The following is an 18,066-nucleotide window of genomic DNA, read 5'->3' as shown; positions in this document are numbered from 1 at the left end:
ATCCCGGCCGTGATGTCGACAACCACCCACGTCATCGCCCGGCTTGACCGGGCGACCCAGTATTCCAGGGCGCAAGCGACTTACAAAGAACGCTCTGCGATACTGGGTCACCCGCTTTCGCGGGTGATGACGTCTGAGTGCGTGTGTGACTGTCGAGCGTTACGGCTCGAGCACTCCGCCTGAGTGTTACGCCAGCCTGTTACGCCTGGCTGCTGATCGCCTTGCCGAGCGCGGCCTGCGCCGCCGCGAGCCGCGCGATCGGCACGCGATAGGGCGAGCACGACACGTAGTCCAGACCGATCTCGTGGCAGAATGCGACCGAGGCGGGATCGCCGCCGTGCTCGCCGCAGATCCCGACCTTGAGAGTCGGCCGGGTCTTGCGGCCGCGTTCGACACCGATCTTCACCAGTTCGCCGACGCCGTCGCGGTCCACCGAGACGAACGGATCGACCGCGAAGATGCCCTTCTCGATATAGGTGCCGAGGAAGCTCGCGGCGTCGTCGCGGCTGATGCCGAAGGTGGTCTGGGTCAGATCGTTGGTGCCGAACGAGAAGAACTCGGCCGTCTCGGCGACGTCGCCGGCCATCAGGCAGGCGCGCGGCAGCTCGATCATGGTGCCGACCTGATAGGTCAGCTTGGCGCCGGTTTCGCGCAACACCGCATGCGCGGTGGCGTCGATCCGCGCCTTGACCAGGTCGAACTCGGCGCGGGTGGCGATCAGCGGCACCATCACTTCCAGACCGACCGCTTTGCCGGTGCGCTTCTCGGTTTCGACCGCGGCCTCGAAGATGGCGCGGGCCTGCATCTCGGCGATCTCCGGATAGGCGATCGCCAGCCGGCAGCCGCGGAAGCCGAGCATCGGGTTGAACTCGGACAGATCGCGGGCGCGATCGGCCAGCCGGCGCGGATCGGCGTTCATCGCGCGGGCGACTTCCTCGATCTCGGCATGGCTGTGCGGCAGGAATTCGTGCAGCGGCGGATCGAGCAGCCGGATCGTCACCGGCAGGCCCTCCATGATCTCGAACAGCTCCACGAAATCGGCGCGCTGCATCGGCAGCAGCTTGGCCAGCGCGGCGCGGCGCGCCTGCTCGTCCTCGGCGAGGATCATCTCGCGCACGGTGCGGATGCGGGTCTCTTCGAAGAACATGTGCTCGGTGCGGCAAAGGCCGATGCCTTCGGCGCCGAACTTGATCGCGGTGCGCGCATCGACCGGCGTATCGGCGTTGACGCGGACCTTGAGCTTGCGGACCTGGTCGGCCCAGCCCATCAGCGTGGTGAAGTCGCCCGACAATTCGGGCTCGATCATCGGCATCCGTCCCGCCAGCACCTGGCCGATCGAACCGTCGATGGTGATGATGTCGCCGGTCTTGAAGGTGCGCGAACCGACCGTCATCGTGCCGCGGCCGTAATCGACGCGGATCGAGCCGCAGCCCGACACGCAGGGCTTGCCCATGCCGCGCGCCACCACGGCGGCGTGCGAGGTCATGCCGCCGCGGGTGGTGAGGATGCCTTCCGAGGCGTGCATGCCGTGGATGTCTTCGGGGCTGGTCTCGATTCGGACCAGAATGACTTTACGTCCGTCGGCCTGCAGCTTGGCGGCCTCGTCCGACGAGAACACGATCTCGCCCGAGGCGGCGCCCGGCGACGCCGGCAGGCCGGTGGCGATCACGTCGCGCTTGGCATGCGGATCGATCGTCGGGTGCAGCAACTGATCGAGCGAGCCGGGCTCGATCCGGCTGATCGCATCCTGCTTGTTGATCAGGCCTTCATTGGCGAGCTCGACGGCGATGCGCAGCGCCGCCTTGGCGGTGCGCTTGCCGCCGCGGGTCTGCAGCATCCACAGCTTGCCCTGCTCGACCGTGAACTCCATGTCCTGCATGTCGCGGTAGTGCTTTTCGAGCAGCGTGTAGATCCGCGTCAGCTCCTGGAAGGCCTCTGGCATTGCGGCTTCCATCGACGCCTTGTCGGAGCCGGATTCCAGCCGCGCGTGCTCGGTGATGTCCTGCGGCGTGCGGATGCCGGCGACGACGTCCTCGCCCTGCGCGTTGATCAGGAACTCGCCGTACAGCCGGCTTTCGCCGGTCGAGGGATTGCGCGTGAAGGCGACGCCGGTGGCCGAGGTCTCGCCCATATTGCCGAACACCATCGCCTGGATGTTGACGGCGGTGCCCCACGACTCGGGAATGTCGTGCAGGCGGCGATAGGTCACCGCGCGGGCGTTCATCCACGACGAGAACACCGCGCCGATCGCGCCCCAGAGCTGGGCATGCGGATCCTGCGGGAAGTCCTGACCGATTTCTCGGGCGACCGCTTCCTTGTACTGGCCGACCAGCGCAACCCAGTCGTCGGCGTCGAGGTCGGTGTCGAGCGTGTAGCCCTTGCTGTCCTTGTAGCCGTCGAGAATTTCCTCGAAATGATGATGCTCGAGGCCGAGCACCACATCGGAATACATCGTGATGAAGCGGCGATAGCTGTCATAGGCGAAGCGGCGGTCGCCGGATTTCAGCGCCAGCGCTTCGACGGTCTCGTCGTTCAGGCCGAGATTGAGCACGGTGTCCATCATGCCCGGCATCGAGGCGCGGGCGCCGGAGCGAACCGATACCAGCAGCGGATTCTCGCCGTCGCCAAAGCTCTTGCCGGTCAGCTTGCCGACATGATCGAGCGCGCGCTCGACCTGTGCCTGCAGCTCCTTCGGATAGGTTTTGCCGTTGGCGTAGAAATAGGTGCAGACCGAGGTCGGAATGGTGAAGCCGGGCGGAACTGGGAGGCCGAGATTGGCCATCTCGGCGAGATTGGCGCCCTTGCCGCCGAGCAAATCGCGCATGCTCGATTTGCCGTCGGCCTTGCCGTCACCGAAGGTGTAGACCCACTTGCCGGATTTCGGCGCGCTGGCCGGTTTCGCTGCGGCCTTGGCCGGCTTCGCGGCCGGCTTGATCACCGCGTTCACAACCGCCTTTGCGACGGCCCGGGCGACCGACGCCGCCTTGGAAACGGGCTTGGTCTTGGAAACGGGTTTCGCCGCCGGCTTGCTAACCGCCTTCTTGGCGGCTTTCGGCGCCGGCTTCGGCGACGTCTTGGCCACGGCCTTCCGGGCGGGCGCGACTACAGGCTTGCGGCGCGACTTGGCTACGGAAGATTTAGCTGCAGAAGACTTGCCTGCAGAAGACTTCGATTTTGAAGCGGTCTTCTTGGTCTTAGAAGCGGCTTTGGCCATGGCTGTCAACGGTCCGCGAGAGGGGAAGAGATTGGGCCGCTATACACCACGTTTTGGCGGTTGCAAGCAAGCTGGCCGCTCTCCCGCCGACTAAAGGTGCAGGAAGCGAAGCGCCCCCAGACCGATCAGTCCGACGCAGATCAGGTAGATCGCCACGACGATGTTGAGCAACCGCGGCATCACCAGAATCAGGATACCGGCGATCAGCGCGACGATGGCGGGAATGTGGGCAGCGGTGATTGTCATGGCAGTTGTCTCCGGATGAGAGAATCGCGACCGAATCGCAAGCGGGTTTGTAGCCGGCGGGTGCATCGAGCGATACAGGCGCCTGATGACGCCGAAGCCACGCCATGGGTTCCATCGCGCTAAAAAACTGACGTCCGACGCAGATTTGCAGGAACGCCACGCCGCGGCAGGCATTGCCTCGATGACGACGGCCATCTCCGGATGTCCGACGAAGCACCGGAATAGGTTCGTTCAGGTGGACGACACTTGAACGAGATTCGGGCGCGTATCATGCGACCGGATCAGAGAACCCCGCCCCGTCCCCCGCCCGGGCGGGGTTCTTCTGTTGCGGCTGGGTGATTGCGGAGAGTGCCGACGCAAACGGTCCGGCACGCCTTCTCCAGTCCCGCATGTGCTGCTACAGTGCTGGATCGCCGAGCCGATCCCTGGTTCGGCAGCCGTTGATCGCGCTGGCCTCGCCACCGCATCGGCCGGGCCCCCATGATTGCGACGCCGTCTGTTCATAGTCTCGGCCTGCTGCTGCTGTTGAGTTTTTTTCTCGGCTTCGCGTTCGAGGATTTCTTCGCGAAGACCAGCTCCGCACGGCCGGGCGGCATCCGCACCTTCCCGCTGCTCTCGCTCGGCGGCGGCATCCTTTATCTGTTCGATCCGACACACCTGATCGCCTTCACTGGCGGACTGCTCGTGCTCGGCGCCTGGCTGGCGATGTTCTACGGCGTCCATCTGCGCGAGCGCGACGAGAAAGGCGAGCGCAATGCCGGGCTGGTGGTGCTGCTGCTGAACGTGCACGCCTATCTGCTCGGCGCGGTCGCGCTGGCGCTGCCGCATTGGATCGCGGTCGGCGTCACCGTGGTCGCGGTGCTGCTGCTGACCGGGCGCGACCGGCTGCACACGCTGGCGCGCCGCATCGACATGAAGGAAATCACCACGGCCGGTCAGTTCCTGATTCTGACCGGTGTGGTGCTGCCGCTGCTGCCGGCCGAGCCGGTGACGACCCTCACCAGCATCACGCCGCGGCAGGCCTGGCTGGCGCTGACGCTGGTCTGCACCCTGTCCTATGCGAGCTATCTGGCGCAGCGCTACTGGCCGCGGGCGGCGCGCGGGCTGTGGATGCCGGCGCTGGGCGGGCTGTATTCGTCGACGGCCACCACCGTGGTGCTGGCGCGGCAGGCGAATGCCGACCCGGCCTCGCGACGGCAGGCGCTGGCCGGGATCACGCTCGCCACCGGCATCATGTATCTGCGCATTCTGGCGATCATCGCGGTGTTCAATCTGGCGCTGGCGCGCCAGCTCGTGGTGCCGATGGCCGGCCTCGCCGCCTTGGCGCTGTCGATCGCCGCGCTGCAATACTGGCTGATCAAGGCGCCGGCCGCCGAAGCGCATGACGCAGCGGGGCGCGGCAACCCGCTCGAACTCGGCACCGCCGCGGCGTTCGCGGCGATGTTCGTGCTGATCTCGCTGGCCTCGACCTGGGTGAAGACGGAATTCGGCACCGAAGGCATCTATTGGCTGGCGGCGATCGTCGGCTTTGCCGACATCGATCCCTTCGTCCTCAATCTGGCGCAGGGCGGCACCGCCGGGATCGGCGACCACGCGGTCGCGATCGCGGTGCTGATCGCGGCGTCGTCCAACAACATCCTGAAGGCGACCTACGCGCTGTCGTTCGGCGGCCGCGCGACGCTGCAGAGCGCGCTGATGCTGGTGATACTGGCCGGGATCGGCGTCGTGCTCGCTGTGCTGCTCGCGCGCGGGACGCTCTGAGCCCCGCTCAACCGCCCTTCAGCATCGACAGCAGCGACGTGGTCGCCTTGTAGCTCTGCACCGCATTGTCGCGGAACGTCGTCGTCCAGTTCGTCGCGGTGCGTTCCTCGGCACTCATCGCCGAATAGGTGTTGAGCAGGCCGAGGCTGAAATCGGCGGGGTTGCCCGAGCTCTGGCTCTGCTTCAGCGCCGTGAGAATGCTGGCGCGATTGCGGCCGTCGAGTTCTCGCTTGGCGGCGAAGCTCTCTTCCTTGGAGAACAACTGATCCTGATTGAGCGAGATCGCCGACAGCGCGCGATTGTCGAGCCCCGACAGATCCGCCATCTGCCCGACCTTGCGGCCGGGATCGTAGACCAGCTCCTTGCCGGCAGCGGCGGCCGACTTGGCCTGCTCGTCGAGCGCGGCGCGCGTCGATTTGGCGACGCTGGAGAAGCTCTGGGTCGTCGTCGGGCTGCCCGAGGGATATTGCGCGAGATAGGACGCGACTGGATCGTTGCTGATCCCCGAGGGGACCTTGGTCGGATCGCTCTGCGTCGCGGTCAGCCCCTTGGCGACGGCGGCGCGCTCGGCCTTCCAGGTCGCCGTCGCCTTCTCTTCATTGCTGGCGCCGTCGAGATAGTCCGCAGCGGCCTTGTAGACGGTGGAGTAATCGCCGGTGAGTTGCGCGGTCTGGGTGGCGGGTGACAGCGCCGCATTGAAGCCCGCGACCCGCGTCACTGCGGCGAGCGTCTGCTCGGCCTCGGTGAATTTGCCGCCGCTGTTGGCGGCGATCGCGTACACCGCGCGGCGATCCAGCGAGGACAGATCGATCGTCGGCTTGCCGCTGGCGTCGTAGGGCGCGCTCACGCCGGCCGCGGTGTAGAGCTTGTCGAGCGCGGCGCGGCTGTCGCTGATGACGGTGGTGAAATCCTTCGCCGCCGACGCATTGGCGAGCTGCGCCCGCGCCGCCGCCGACAGCGTGAGGTTGGTGGCGGAATTGGCGGCGCTCGACGTGCCGTCCTCGGCCGCGTTCAGCACGTTCGCCAGCGAGGTCTGCGTCACCGCCGAACGGGCATAGGCCGCGCCGTATTGCGCGTAGGAATTGAGGCCGGTGGTGACCGTGGTCATGGGCGAAACGTCCCGCTGCGCGGAGAGGCGGTTAAGAAACCGTTACCGGCCGCCACCCTCTCAGGACATGGTTAACGAGACATTAATGTTTCGCGATGTTGCGGGATTTTTCGGGGTCCCCACCTCGCCCCGCCCTTCTGCGGGGAGAGGTCGACCGGCGAAGCCGGTCGGGTGAGGGGCCGGGCATTGCGCTCAATCCAAAATCAGCATTCGCGGGGAGGCCGCAGCCCCTCACCCCACCCCTCTCCCCGCGAAGAGCGGGGCGAGGGAGCGCGCTGCCGATGTTGCGGCCCTGCGGCTCACTTTTCCGCAATTAATCCTGGATCTTCGAGAAATCCGCCACCGCGCGCGTCGCGGCGCGGATCTCATTCAGCAGCTTCAGGCGATTTTCGCGGACGGATTTGTCGTCGGCGTTGACCGTGACGTGCTCGAAGAACGCATCGACCGCCGGCCGCAGCCCGGCCATCGCGGTCATCGCCGCGGCGAAGTCTTCGCGCGCCACGGCCTCGGTCGCCTCCGCCCGCGCCCGATCGATCGCGGCGGCGAGCGCCTTCTCCTCGTCCTGTGCATACAGCGACGCATCCGGCGCACCGTCGAAGGCGCGACCGTCCTTCTTCTCCTCGATGCGCAGAATATTCGCCGCACGCTTGGTACCGGCGAGCAGGTTCTTGCCGTCGTCGGTCGCAAGGAACGCCGCGAGCGCCTCGACGCGGCGGACGATCATCAGGATGTCGTCCTGGCCTTCCAGCGCGAACACGGCGTCGACAAGATCGTGACGGGCACCTTGATCGCGGAGCTGGACTTTCAGGCGATCGGCGAAGAAAGAGAGGAGGTTGAGTTGAGCTGCGTCGGCCTTCGCGAAGATTTCCGAATAGAGACCTTCAATAGAACGTTCCAGGCTACTTATCAGTTCAACCTCAAGAGAAGCATGGTCCTTATCCGAATTGAGAATATCGAGCGTCGACGTAAGTTGTTTTGTGAAACCACGCTCTCGCGCGAGCGCACCAAGGATTCGAAAACGCATCTCAATCAGCAATGACTTTCGTTGAAGATGCATTCGAATGCCGTTATCCACGAGCAGCCTGATTACCCCCAACGCCGCGCGTCGCAGAGCATACGGGTCCTTGCTCCCCGTTGGCTTCTCGTCGATCGCCCAGAAGCCGACCAGCGTATCCAGCTTATCAGCCAACGCCACCGCGATGCTCACCGGATCGGTCGGGACGCGATCAGCCGGGCCTTGCGGCTTGTAGTGCTCTTCGCACGCAGCGGCGACGCTGGCGTCTTCGCCTTGCGCCAGCGCGTAGTATTTGCCCATCAGGCCCTGCAGCTCGGGGAATTCGCCGACCACTTCGGTGACGAGATCGGCCTTCGCCAATTCGGCCGCACGGGCGGCCTTGTCTGGATCGGCTCCGACCAACGGAGCAATCTCACGCGCAAGACGAATGATCCGATCTATACGTTCGCCTTGAGTACCAAGGCTCGCGTGGAAGACGATTTTCTGATCCCGAATCTTCTTGAGACGCTGATCCAGCGGACGCAAGCCGCTATCGCGATACTCCGGAAGGGATTTATGATCGGTCTCCCAGAAATGCCGCGCGTCGCTCAATCGTGCGCGGATCACGCGTTCGTTGCCGGCGGTGATCGCGGCGCCGCCGTCGCTGGCTTCGATGTTCGCGGTCAGGATGAACTTGTTGGCGAGCTTGCCGGTCGCGGGATCAGAGACCACGAAGCACTTCTGGTTGGCGCGGATGGTGGCGCGGATCACTTCGCCGGGGATCGACAGGAAGGCCTCGTCGAACGAGCCCATCAGCGCCACCGGCCATTCGACCAGCCCCGACACTTCGTCGAGCAGCCCCTGATCCTCGACCAGTTCGTAGTTCTGCGCCTGCGCCAGCGTCTTGGCGTCGGCGAGGATGATGTCGCGGCGGCGCTGCGGGTCGAGCACGACCTTGGCGGCATACAGCTTCGCCTCGTAGTCCTCGAAGCGGCGCACGCTGATTTCGTCCGGCGCCATGAATCTGTGGCCGCGCGTCACTTGCCCGGCCTGGATGCCGCTGATGTCGAACGCCACCACGTCCGGCTCTTCGGTGTCGATGCCGAACGTCGCGACGATCGAATGCAGCGGCCGCACCCATTGCAGCGCGCCGGGCTTGGCCGAGCGCTCGCCCCAGCGCATCGATTTCGGCCACGGGAAGGTGCGGACGATCACCGGCAGGATCTCGGCCAGCACGTCGATCGCCGGCTTGCCCGGCTTTTCGATCAGCGCGACGTAGAAGTCGCCCTTCTTCGGGTCCTTCTGGATCGTGGCCTCGTCCAGCGAGGCGAGCCCGGTGGCCTTGAGGAAGCCCTGCACGGCGGCATCCGGCGCGCCGACCTTCGGCCCCTTGCGCTCGTCCTTGAGATCCGGCTGCCGCGCCGGAATGCCGTGCACCGTCAGCGTCAGCCGCCGCGGCGTCGCGAACGCCTTGGCGCCCTCATAGACGAGTCCTTCCGCCACGAGCTTGTCGGTCACCAGCCGCCTGAGATCGTCAGCAGCCTTCGCCTGCATCCGCGCCGGGATTTCTTCGGAGAACAGTTCGAGGAGGAGATCGGGCATTATTCCTTCTCCCCACGCACGGCCCCACCCTCCCCTTGAGGGGGAGGGTCGCTCGCCAACGGCGAGCGGGGTGGGGTGACAGCGATCGCGTTATAGATTGCGTCCATCACGGCGTCGGTCTTGCTCATCACATCATTGTTCCAAAATCGGATCACCCGGTAGCCTTCCGACTGCAGCCATTGCGTTCGCGTTTCGTCACGCCTCAGGCCGTCTTCGTCGCCGTGTTGTGAACCGTCGACCTCGATGATCAATCGCTTCGCGAGGCAGGCGAAATCGGCGATATAGGGCCCGATCACAACCTGCCGTCTGAAGTGACTTCCTTCCACATTCATTCGTCGTAGTTGCCGCCACAGGATGTCTTCGGCAGCGGTGCTGTTCGTCCGCAGTTTGTTCGCGGTGGTGCGCTTGAAGTCGCTGATCTGGCGTTTGACCATGTCGCAACCGCTGTCACCCCACCCCGCTCGCTCACGCGAGCGACCCTCCCCCTCCAGGGGAGGGTGAAGAACCGCCCGCCTCCGTGTGCAGCCACGCCTCGCCGCAGGCTTTCGCCAGGTCGCGGACGCGGAGGATGTAGCTTTGGCGTTCGGTGACCGAGATCACACCGCGGGCGTCGAGCAGGTTGAAGACGTGGCTGGCCTTGATGCACTGGTCGTAGGCCGGCAGCGCCATCAGATGCGCCTCGCGTTTGCCGCCATCAGCAGACATTTGCCAGCCGGCATCGAGGTACTTTTTGCAGGCCTCTTCCGCCATCTTGAACTGCGCGAACAGCATGTCGGTGTCGGCGACCTCGAAATTGTGTTTCGAATATTCCTTCTCGGCCTGCAGGAAGACGTCGCCATAGGTGACTTTATCGGCGCCGTCACGGCCGTTGAAGTTGAGGTCGTAGACCCGGTCGATGCCCTGGACGTACATCGCCAGCCGCTCCAGGCCATAAGTGAGTTCGCCGGCGACCGGGGCGCATTCGACGCCGGCGACCTGCTGAAAATAGGTGAACTGGCTGACTTCCATGCCGTCGCACCAGCACTCCCAGCCGAGCCCCCAGGCGCCCAGCGTCGGGCTCTCCCAATCGTCCTCGACGAAGCGCACATCGTGCAGCGCGGTGTCGACGCCGATCGCCTGCAGCGATTTCAGATAGAGGTCCTGCAGATCCGGCGGCGACGGCTTCAGGATCACCTGGAACTGATAATAGTGCTGCAGCCGGTTCGGGTTCTCGCCATAGCGGCCGTCCTTCGGCCGGCGCGACGGCTGCACATAGGCGGCGCGCCAGGGTTTCGGCCCGAGCGCGCGCAGGGTGGTCGCCGGATGGAAGGTGCCGGCGCCGACCTCCATGTCGTAGGGCTGCAGGATCACGCAGCCGTAGTCGGCCCAGAACCGCTGCAGCGTCAGGATCAGGCCCTGGAACGATCGTTCCGGGCGCATGTGGGGAGGCGTCGGGTCCATGAGCGGCTTTGGATTCGCAAGGGTTTTCGGAAAGCGGCCGGACCGTATCGGCAGGGCCCCCTCAAATCAAGGCGATGCGGACCTCAAACCGCAGCGCCGACGGGCATTAACCCGCCGTCAACCATGACTGACGCGTCCCGGCGGAGCGCTGAAATTCGTTAGCAACTGCCGAGTAACGATCGGACCGTGGGATTTGCGTGCGGCTGGGGAGCCGTGCGCGGACGCGATGGGAGCCCCGGCATGACGACAATTCAGATGATCGGCGCACTGATGGTCGCGCTCACCATCGTCCCGCTGCTCTCCGGCGAAATCCGGGACCGTCGCTAGGATTTCGGCGCGCGCGCCAACTCAGTTGCAACCTCCAAGGTTGCGTGCCGGCCCTGCGGGCGATGCCCAGCCCCGGGGCCGGCGCCGGAAGGTCGGACGCTCGGAATGCGCGGCGATCAGCCCGGCCGATACGCCCCGGTCACCGGGTCCTTGCGTAAAGTCGGAATCTCGGCCGGCTGCGGCTCGGCGAAGATCGCGGAGCGCGCGTCGTCCAGTTCCTGATTGATTCGCCCGGCGGTCCTGAAGGCCCAGCGCACCAGGGCGATGCCTACCAGACTTCCGGCAAGTACAAGCAGCGGCGGCATTGGTCGATCCTCGTCTCGGGTCACGTCACGCCCCGCGGACAGTCTTGCTGAATCGCGCCCCCTCTGCAATCGCCTCCGGCGGGGCGAAACAGCGCGTTTGGGACCTTCTAAAAGCCGTATTTCGCCCAGATCGCGCGCGCCTCCAGCGCCGAGATCAGCTGATCGGGCAGCGCCGCGAAGCCGTCGAGCGAGGCCTCTGTGCCGGCGCCCGACGATTTGCGCATCAGGCCCGACAGCAAGCCGGTCGGCGCCGCGATCACCGGCGTGCGCACCTTGTCGCCGAATTTGTCGCGCAGCACCGCGCGGAGGTCGCCGATCGCATCGGACAGACCCAGCGACACCGAGGTCGCGCCGGCCCAGTACTCGCCGGAGAACAGCTTGGCGTCGTCGCCCTTCAGCCGCGCACCGCGGCTGTCTTTCACCAGCGAAATGAACAGCGCGTGGATCTCCTGCTGCAGCGCCTTGACGCGGGCGACGTCGCCGGGATCTTCCGGCAGAAACGGATCGAGCTGCGCCTTGTGCTCGCCGGCGGTGTACAGCCGGCGCTCGACGCCGATCTTCTTGATCAGTTCCTGAAAGCCGAAACTGCCGCCGACCACGCCGATCGATCCGACGATCGAGGAGGGGTCGCAATAGATCTCGTCGGCGCCGCAGGCGATCATGTAGCCGCCCGAGGCCGCGACATCCTCGACGAAAGCATAGACCGGCAGTTTCTTTTCGGCCGCCAGCGCGCGGATGCGCAGATAGATCAGCCGCGACTGCACCGGCGAGCCGCCCGGCGAGTTGATCGCCAGCGCCACCGCCTTGGCGTTGCGCGTCGCGAACGCACGCTCCAGCAGCTTGGCGACGCCCGCCAGCGACATGCCCGGCCGCAGCGGCGTGACGGCGCCGATCACGCCCGACAGGCGCACCACCGGCACGACCGGAATATCGGAGCGGAACCGGGCCGGAATCCATTTGCCGAAAGTGTCGAGCAGGCTCGCGGAGCTGCGACCACTCGTCGCCGGATCATTCATGCATTCACCCAAATGTTGATCTATTTCCAAACCCGAATCAGCTGTGGTCTGGAACGTGTTTTGCAGAGCAGAGTTTCATATGGGGACGCGGCTGCAACGACGCAGCGGAGACGATCATGAAAATCTATTTGTTGATGCTGCTGATAGGGGCGATTTTGGCCTCGGTACACATCACGGCGAAGCCGGATCCGCGAACCAAGTCGCTTCCGCATTGATCAGGCCGAGCAATTTTTGCCCGGCGCTCGCGATGATGTGACCGCGGGTGGCAGGATCTGCTCACCGTTCAGGACGGCGCGTGCGAGCGCGGTCGGTGTTCCCGATGCCTCGTTCAAATGGACCGCCGCGTGGATCTGAAGCGGCGCACGTCCGCCTTTGACCGCGCGGATCAGCACCCGGATCGCCGGTTCGTCCGGTTTGCCGTGGACGGGTAACAACGCCAGGCTGCCGAAGCCGCGGGCGAGCGCCGCCAGCACTTCGGCCAAGCCATCGGCGCGCCAGATCAGCGTCAGGGCGCCGCCCGATTTCAGCACGCGTCGCGCAGCATGCACCCATGACTCCAAAGTTGTGGCGGTCGCCACATGCGCAGCCTGCCGCGCGCCGTCGGGCGAACCGCGATGCCGCGACGGATCGTTGAACGGTGGATTCATCAGCACGACATCGACGCTGTCGGGCAACAGGTCGACGGCCGCGAAGGCGTCCGCACCGGCCTCCACATCCAGCACCACCGCCGCGGCCCGGATACCGTTGGCTGCGGCGTTTGCGCGCGCAAGCGCGGCCAGTTGTGGATCCCGCTCGACCAGCAGCAGATCGAGGCCCCCGACCCGGGCGGCCAACGCCAGCCCGGCCGCGCCGACGCCGGCGCCGAACTCGACGACTCGGTCCCCCGGCCGCGCTCTAGTCGCCGCTGCCAGCAGGATGGCGTCATGGCCGGCCCGATGACCGAGGACCAGTTGTCGCAGCCGCAACCGCCCGCCGAGAAAGCCATCCTCGGTGGTCGCGGCAGGATCAGTCATCGCCGCGCAATTCATGGGCGAGGCCCGCGTCAGTCAAAACCTGACGCGCGCTTCGGAGATCGTCCGGATGGACCAGAACGCGCCTTGGAATCACCCCGACCGAGCCCTCCAGGATGCTCATGTTCTGGTCCATCACCAGATAGTGGATCTCGGCGCCGTCGAGCAGCGCCCCGACCGCCGAGATCAACACCACGTCATTGGTCCTCACCAGTTCCCGCAACCTTGCGCCTCCCCTGATCCCTGCATTATAGCTCCCGGCGAACGACTTGGGTGGCCGACTTGGGCAACCGACTTGGGCGAATGCTCGTCTCGTGAGGCGGTCGGTCCCATGTTATAGTCGGGATCTGGACGAAGAGCGAAATCGCCGACCGGCACCGCGTCGGCGTCCCCACTTCGCCCCGAGCAACGAAATCAGGGAGTTTTCGCGCGGACTCGATGTGCCGGAAACCTCCCGAATCTGGAGACTGAGCGTGGCCGTAGTCGTACCTTTCGAAGGCCCCCCGCCCGCCTCGATCGATCAATTGGTCGGACTTGTCGCGGCGGACATGGAGCGGGTCAACGCCACCATCCTGTCGCGCACCGGCTCGGACGTCACGATGATCCCCGAGGTCGCGAACCATCTGATCTCCTCGGGCGGCAAGCGGCTGCGGCCGATGCTGACGCTGGCGATGGCCAACCTCACCGGCTATGCCGGCGACGGCCACATCAAGCTCGCCGCGGCGGTCGAATTCATGCACACCGCGACGCTGCTGCACGACGACGTCGTCGACGAGAGCGAGATGCGCCGCGGCAAGAAGTCGGCGCGGATGCTGTGGGGCAACGAGGCCAGCGTGCTGGTCGGCGACTTCCTGCTCGGCCAGGCGTTCCGGATGATGGTCGAGGTCGGCTCGCTGCGCGCACTCGACATTCTGTCGGCGGCCTCGGCGACGATCGCCGAAGGCGAGGTAATGCAGCTCGCCGCCGCCAAGAACACCGCCACCACCGAGGACGAATATCTCGCGGTGATCCGCGGCAAGACCGCCGAACTGTTCGCCGCCGCCTGCGAAGTCGGGCCCGCCATCGCCGACCGGCCGAAGGCCGAGCAGTCGGCCTGCCGCTCGTTCGGCATGAACATCGGCATCGCCTTCCAGCTCGTCGACGACGTGCTCGATTACGGCGGCAAGGCCGCCAAACTCGGCAAGAATGTCGGCGACGATTTCCGCGAGGGCAAGATCACGCTGCCGGTGGTGCTGGCGTTCCGCCGCGGCAACGATTCCGAGCGGGCGTTCTGGATCAAGGCGCTGGAGCGCGGCGAGATCACCGAGGCCGATCTCGACCAGGCGATCAAGCTGATGACCAAGCACCGCGCCCTCGAGGACACCATCCAGCGCGCGCACCACTACGGCGCGATGGCCGTCGACGCATTGGCGCTGTTCCCGTCGTCGCCGATGAAAACCGCGCTGGAGCAGGTGGTGGCGTTCTGCTTGGCGCGGTCGCACTGAGCTGCAGCCGGCGCTGGGACTGCCAGCCGATCACCTGCGACCACGATCCGGCGAGACGCGCGCCCCTTAGGGCGCGCTCCTCATCCTGGCGCTGCGCGCTGTCGACGGTTCAGCGACGGCCGACGCGATTGACCGGACCGCCCATATTGCGCCCGACACCGCCGACACCGACACCCGGACGACCAACGCCGGCACCGACGCGACCGACACCGACCGGCCCGGCAACCGCGGCGCGCGCGACTGGTGCGCCGTAGCCGACGCTACCCGCGACGCAGCCGCGCGGTCCGCAGGCCACCACGGCTTCCGCCGGCTTGGTATCGACGGCGACGAGGCCGAGCATCGACAGCGTGAGAGCGGCGAGAACAAGGCGCGGCGAGAGAACACGATCGGTCATGGCAAGCCTCCATTTGATTTGAGCGGGGTAGTGCTGCGGATGTCCGAAGCGGCGCCCGCAGTCGCCGGGTCTCAACTCAGAGCGGCGAATCCGCTCGCGTCATCCCTGAACGCGGGAGGCCGACATCGCGAATTGTCCGGTAGCCTGTCGTCGGCGCGCAGCCGCCTTTTTGGGCTGGCCTTGCAATGCGCCGGAGTTTCCTCGCCGACCACCATGACGCGCAAACATGACGAATGCCTTGGTGATTTCGATTGTATTAGTTCAATCACGATCAAAAGGCCTGCGCCAATCCGACGACAACGCAAGCGGCGGCGCCCCGAGGCGCGCCGTCTCGGGCGGTGGGCTCGGCATGACGCTGCGGAGATGGTCGGTTCGGCCGTCAGCGGCGTGGCGGGAACTAGCTCAGGCTGCCGGCGTGGATCCACCAGCCGGGATGCGCGGCGCGTAGCACCTCGGCGCCGGCCTTCGTATCTTCATCGCTGGCGAACAGCGCAAAGCAGGTCGCGCCGGAGCCGGACATCCGCGACATCCGCACCCCCGGCAGCGCGGCGAGCGCCCGCAGCACATCGCCGACGATCGGCTCGACCTTCAGCGCCGGGGCCTCGAGATCGTTCGTGCCGCGCCTCACCGCCACGATCCAGTCGGCAACGGACGCATCCACCGCGGGCCAGCCCTTCGATTTCAGCACGTCGACAATGCCGACATTGAGCTGACCGGCACGCAGGCCGAGCGCCTTGAACACGTCCTTGGTCGCCACCGGCACGCGCGGATTGACCATCACCGCCGGCAGCCGCGGCAGCGGCAACGGCGTCAGCGTATCGCCGACTCCGGTCATGACGCAGGGCCGGGACGGCAGGCATACCGGCACGTCGGCCCCGGTGAGACGCGCCGCCTCGACCACGCGCGGATCGTCGGCCGCCAGATCGTTGGCGCGGGCGAGCAGCCGCAACGCCGCGGCGGCGTCGGCCGAGCCGCCACCGATCCCGGCCGCGACCGGCAGATGCTTGTCGAGGACGAAGGCGCCGCTGCGCAGTTTCGGGACGCGCTCGGCGAGCAGTCGGGTCGCCTTGAGCACCAGATTGTCGGCGGTGTCGCCGCAATCCTGCGCGCCGGGGCCGGAGGTGACGAGGCTCAGTTCGGCACCCGGATGCAACGTCAGGCGGTCGGCGCAATCGGCGAAGGCCACCACGCTTTCGAGGTCGTGATAGCCGTCGACGCGGCGGCCCACGACTCGCAAAGTGAGATTGACCTTGGCGCGGGCCTGGTCGCTCAACGCCGTTGTCGGCAATGCGTCACTCACCTCAGCCGCCCTTGTCGTCGTCTTTTTTCTTGTCCGCCGACGCCGCCGACGAGGTGTCCTCCGGGAGACCGTTGGCGAGCTTGGCCTCGATCTTCGGCAACTCTTCCGGATCCGGCTTGAGATCGCGGGCGTGCGCCCACTGGAAGCGCGCCTCCAGCGTTCGCCCGACGCGCCAATAGGCGTCGCCGAGGTGATCGTTGATGGTCGGATCTTCCGGCTTCAGATCGATGGCGCGCTCCAGCGTCTTCACCGCCTCTTCGTAATTGCCGATGCGGAAATAAGCCCAGCCGAGCGAGTCGACGATGTAGCCGTCGTCGGGGCGCTGATCGACGGCGCGCTTGATCATCTTCATCGCTTCGTCGAGATTGATGCCCTGGTCGATCCAGGAATAGCCGAGATAGTTCAGAACATGCGGCTGCTCGGGCTGCAGCTGCAGCGCCTTCTTCATGTCGACCTCGGCCTTGGCCCACTGCTTGGAACGCTCCTCGCAGATGCCGCGGAAATAATAATAGACCCAGCTGTTCTTCTCGGTGCCGGTGAGCGCATCGATGCCCTGGCTGTAGGTGACCGCGCAATCGGCGAACTTCTTGCGGCCGCGCTCGATGTTGCCGAGCGCCATGATCGCCTCGAGGTCCTTGCCGTCCTCGGCGATAACCGTCTTCAGGATCTTGATCGCTTCCTCGCTGCGGTCGATCGCGTCGAGATCGGTGGCGAGCTGGATCTGGGCGTTGCGCTTGAGCGGCGAATCCGCCGGCACGCGCTCGTAGACCTTCACCGCCATCTGCGGCTTCTTCACCGATTCGTACAGATCGCCGAGCGCCAGCAGCGCCAGCGCGTGATCGGGCTTCAGATACAGCGCGAGCTGCAGATAGACCAGCGCGAGGTCCTCGCCGCCACGGCGGGTCAGCGACGCTCCGATACCGTACAGCGCTTCGGCAGCGCCGGCCTGCGGGCTGTCGACCAGCGGCGGCAGCTTCTTGCCGGCCTTGGCGTCACGCAATCCCTCCAACACCAACGGATGGCGCGACAGCTTCTTGTCGAAGCCCTCGTAGATCGCGACCGCGGAGCCGTCGTCCTTGTTGCGCGACAGCCAGCGCGCATAGGCATCCGTCACCCGAAGCGCGGAATCGTCGAGCTTGTAGGCCCGCTCGAAGCGGACGCCGGCGTCCTTCTGCTTGTTGGCGAGCTCGAGCATCATGCCGGAATGCAGATCCTTGAAGATCGGATACCATTCCGGACCGGCGAGCTTGTCGATATTGGCGACGGCGCCCTTGACGTCGCCGGCGCCCTCCATCGCCCAGCTCGACAGCAGCGTCGCGACCAGATCGGTGATCGGGCCGCGGACCGACAGATTCACGTTCTGGACCGCTGCGGCGTATTTCTTGGTCTTCAGATCGCGCACGCCGATCACCAGCCGCGCCACGCGGTTGGTCTTGTCGATCTTGAGAATCCGGTCGGCGAGCTTGACCGACTCCTCGATATTGCCTTCGGCCAGCGAAGAGATGAAGGCGCGGTCGAGCAATTCGTTGTTCTTCGGGTCGGTGCGCAGCGCCGACCGATAGAACGCCGCGGCCGAGGCGGCGTCGCGCTCGACGCTGGCGTGGCGGGCGGCGAGATAGCTGCCCGCCGTGGTCATCGACCGCAGATCCTGGCTGGTCGGAAACTGCGCGGAATTGTCGCCCGGATGGTCCGGAGTCTGCGCCAGCGCCTGCCCCGCGATCGGCAGCGCCGCGACGGTGACGGCGACAAACATCGAACGACGGAAGCGGTGAAGAAGCATCAAATGCCTAGCTCCAGGAAAGGGCTCGGATGTCCCGGCCGCCGAGCCGGCAGCGTTTGGCCGACGACAATGCCGGGTTTGGCGC

General features: G+C 65.9%; 15 protein-coding genes. 2 read left to right on the top strand and 13 right to left on the bottom strand.

What is annotated here, in order from left to right; all coding sequences use genetic code 11:
* Positions 1-199: 199 nt before the first annotated feature.
* Positions 200-3,214 (bottom strand): pyruvate, phosphate dikinase, encoded by a 3,015-nt coding sequence (gene ppdK / locus RPB_RS05555; protein ID WP_011439998.1) that lies wholly within the window; start codon positions 3,212-3,214, stop codon positions 200-202.
* Positions 3,215-3,304: 90 nt separating this feature from the next.
* The gene (locus tag RPB_RS23960; protein ID WP_011439997.1) at positions 3,305-3,460 is read right to left on the bottom strand and encodes a DUF3096 domain-containing protein; all 156 of its coding nucleotides are present in this window, start codon (positions 3,458-3,460) and stop codon (positions 3,305-3,307) included.
* A gap of 480 nt (positions 3,461-3,940) precedes the next feature.
* Between RPB_RS23960 and RPB_RS05550 the strand changes: the two genes are divergently transcribed.
* Positions 3,941-5,221, top strand: coding sequence for an MgtC/SapB family protein (locus RPB_RS05550; RefSeq protein WP_011439996.1), 1,281 nt, complete (start codon positions 3,941-3,943; stop codon positions 5,219-5,221).
* Positions 5,222-5,228: 7 nt separating this feature from the next.
* On the opposite strand, the gene RPB_RS05545 is transcribed toward RPB_RS05550, so the two are convergent.
* From RPB_RS05545 to RPB_RS05505, 8 genes are all read right to left on the bottom strand, one after another.
* On the bottom strand, positions 5,229-6,329 hold the full coding sequence (locus RPB_RS05545; protein WP_011439995.1) for a hypothetical protein: 1,101 nt from the start codon (positions 6,327-6,329) through the stop codon (positions 5,229-5,231).
* 313 nt (positions 6,330-6,642) lie between these two features.
* Positions 6,643-8,925, bottom strand: coding sequence for a glycine--tRNA ligase subunit beta (glyS, locus tag RPB_RS05540; RefSeq protein ID WP_011439994.1), 2,283 nt, complete (start codon positions 8,923-8,925; stop codon positions 6,643-6,645).
* Positions 8,925-9,359, bottom strand: a complete 435-nt coding sequence (locus RPB_RS05535; RefSeq protein ID WP_011439993.1) for an endonuclease domain-containing protein — start codon at positions 9,357-9,359, stop codon at positions 8,925-8,927. Before RPB_RS05535 ends, glyS begins: the two co-directional genes overlap by 1 nt.
* Before the next feature lie 31 nt (positions 9,360-9,390).
* Entirely contained in the window at positions 9,391-10,365 is a 975-nt protein-coding gene (locus RPB_RS05530; RefSeq protein ID WP_011439992.1) for a glycine--tRNA ligase subunit alpha, read from the bottom strand.
* A 443-nt stretch (positions 10,366-10,808) separates the two neighbouring features.
* Complete coding sequence (locus RPB_RS05525; protein ID WP_011439991.1) at positions 10,809-10,997, bottom strand: DUF4234 domain-containing protein; 189 nt, start codon at positions 10,995-10,997, stop codon at positions 10,809-10,811.
* A 107-nt stretch (positions 10,998-11,104) separates the two neighbouring features.
* Positions 11,105-12,013 carry a S49 family peptidase gene (locus tag RPB_RS05515; RefSeq protein ID WP_011439990.1) on the bottom strand — a complete coding sequence of 303 codons (909 nt, stop codon included), beginning with the start codon at positions 12,011-12,013 and terminating at the stop codon, positions 11,105-11,107.
* Positions 12,014-12,228: 215 nt separating this feature from the next.
* Positions 12,229-13,026: a tRNA1(Val) (adenine(37)-N6)-methyltransferase gene (locus RPB_RS05510; protein WP_011439989.1), complete on the bottom strand. Its 798-nt coding sequence runs from the start codon at positions 13,024-13,026 to the stop codon at positions 12,229-12,231.
* Entirely contained in the window at positions 13,019-13,246 is a 228-nt protein-coding gene (locus tag RPB_RS05505; RefSeq protein WP_011439988.1) for a DUF2007 domain-containing protein, read from the bottom strand. Before RPB_RS05505 ends, RPB_RS05510 begins: the two co-directional genes overlap by 8 nt.
* 250 nt (positions 13,247-13,496) lie before the next feature.
* On the opposite strand from RPB_RS05505, the gene RPB_RS05500 reads away from it, so the two are divergent.
* A complete protein-coding gene (locus tag RPB_RS05500; protein WP_011439987.1) occupies positions 13,497-14,507 on the top strand; it encodes a polyprenyl synthetase family protein in 1,011 nt (336 codons plus the stop codon).
* 109 nt (positions 14,508-14,616) lie between these two features.
* Here the strand turns inward: RPB_RS05500 and RPB_RS05495 are convergent, their stop codons facing one another.
* From RPB_RS05495 to RPB_RS05485, 3 genes are all read right to left on the bottom strand, one after another.
* Positions 14,617-14,901, bottom strand: a complete 285-nt coding sequence (locus tag RPB_RS05495) for a hypothetical protein (RefSeq protein WP_049824655.1) — start codon at positions 14,899-14,901, stop codon at positions 14,617-14,619.
* 397 nt (positions 14,902-15,298) lie between these two features.
* Positions 15,299-16,189: a 4-(cytidine 5'-diphospho)-2-C-methyl-D-erythritol kinase gene (locus tag RPB_RS05490; RefSeq protein WP_011439985.1), complete on the bottom strand. Its 891-nt coding sequence runs from the start codon at positions 16,187-16,189 to the stop codon at positions 15,299-15,301.
* 13 nt (positions 16,190-16,202) lie between these two features.
* Positions 16,203-17,981 (bottom strand): tetratricopeptide repeat protein, encoded by a 1,779-nt coding sequence (locus tag RPB_RS05485; protein WP_011439984.1) that lies wholly within the window; start codon positions 17,979-17,981, stop codon positions 16,203-16,205.
* Positions 17,982-18,066 lie beyond the last annotated feature (85 nt).

The organism is Rhodopseudomonas palustris HaA2 (assembly GCF_000013365.1).
Lineage (GTDB): Bacteria > Pseudomonadota > Alphaproteobacteria > Rhizobiales > Xanthobacteraceae > Rhodopseudomonas > Rhodopseudomonas palustris_J.
Note: the sequence above shows the minus strand (reverse complement) of the source record. Positions and strands in the feature narration are given on the sequence as shown.

Bases quoted from the DNA above. Each gene is read 5' to 3' on its own strand.
- RPB_RS05485 (WP_011439984.1), bottom strand. From the start codon at position 17,981: ATGCTTCTTCACCGCTTCCGTCGTTCGATGTTTGTCGCCGTCACCGTC.
- ppdK (WP_011439998.1), bottom strand. From the start codon at position 3,214: ATGGCCAAAGCCGCTTCTAAGACCAAGAAGACCGCTTCAAAATCGAAG.
- RPB_RS05545 (WP_011439995.1), bottom strand. From the start codon at position 6,329: ATGACCACGGTCACCACCGGCCTCAATTCCTACGCGCAATACGGCGCG.
- RPB_RS05530 (WP_011439992.1), bottom strand. From the start codon at position 10,365: ATGGACCCGACGCCTCCCCACATGCGCCCGGAACGATCGTTCCAGGGC.
- glyS (WP_011439994.1), bottom strand. From the start codon at position 8,925: ATGCCCGATCTCCTCCTCGAACTGTTCTCCGAAGAAATCCCGGCGCGG.
- RPB_RS05550 (WP_011439996.1), top strand. From the start codon at position 3,941: ATGATTGCGACGCCGTCTGTTCATAGTCTCGGCCTGCTGCTGCTGTTG.
- RPB_RS05510 (WP_011439989.1), bottom strand. From the start codon at position 13,026: ATGACTGATCCTGCCGCGACCACCGAGGATGGCTTTCTCGGCGGGCGG.
- RPB_RS23960 (WP_011439997.1), bottom strand. From the start codon at position 3,460: ATGACAATCACCGCTGCCCACATTCCCGCCATCGTCGCGCTGATCGCC.
- RPB_RS05535 (WP_011439993.1), bottom strand. From the start codon at position 9,359: ATGGTCAAACGCCAGATCAGCGACTTCAAGCGCACCACCGCGAACAAA.
- RPB_RS05515 (WP_011439990.1), bottom strand. From the start codon at position 12,013: ATGAATGATCCGGCGACGAGTGGTCGCAGCTCCGCGAGCCTGCTCGAC.
- RPB_RS05525 (WP_011439991.1), bottom strand. From the start codon at position 10,997: ATGCCGCCGCTGCTTGTACTTGCCGGAAGTCTGGTAGGCATCGCCCTG.
- RPB_RS05495 (WP_049824655.1), bottom strand. From the start codon at position 14,901: ATGACCGATCGTGTTCTCTCGCCGCGCCTTGTTCTCGCCGCTCTCACG.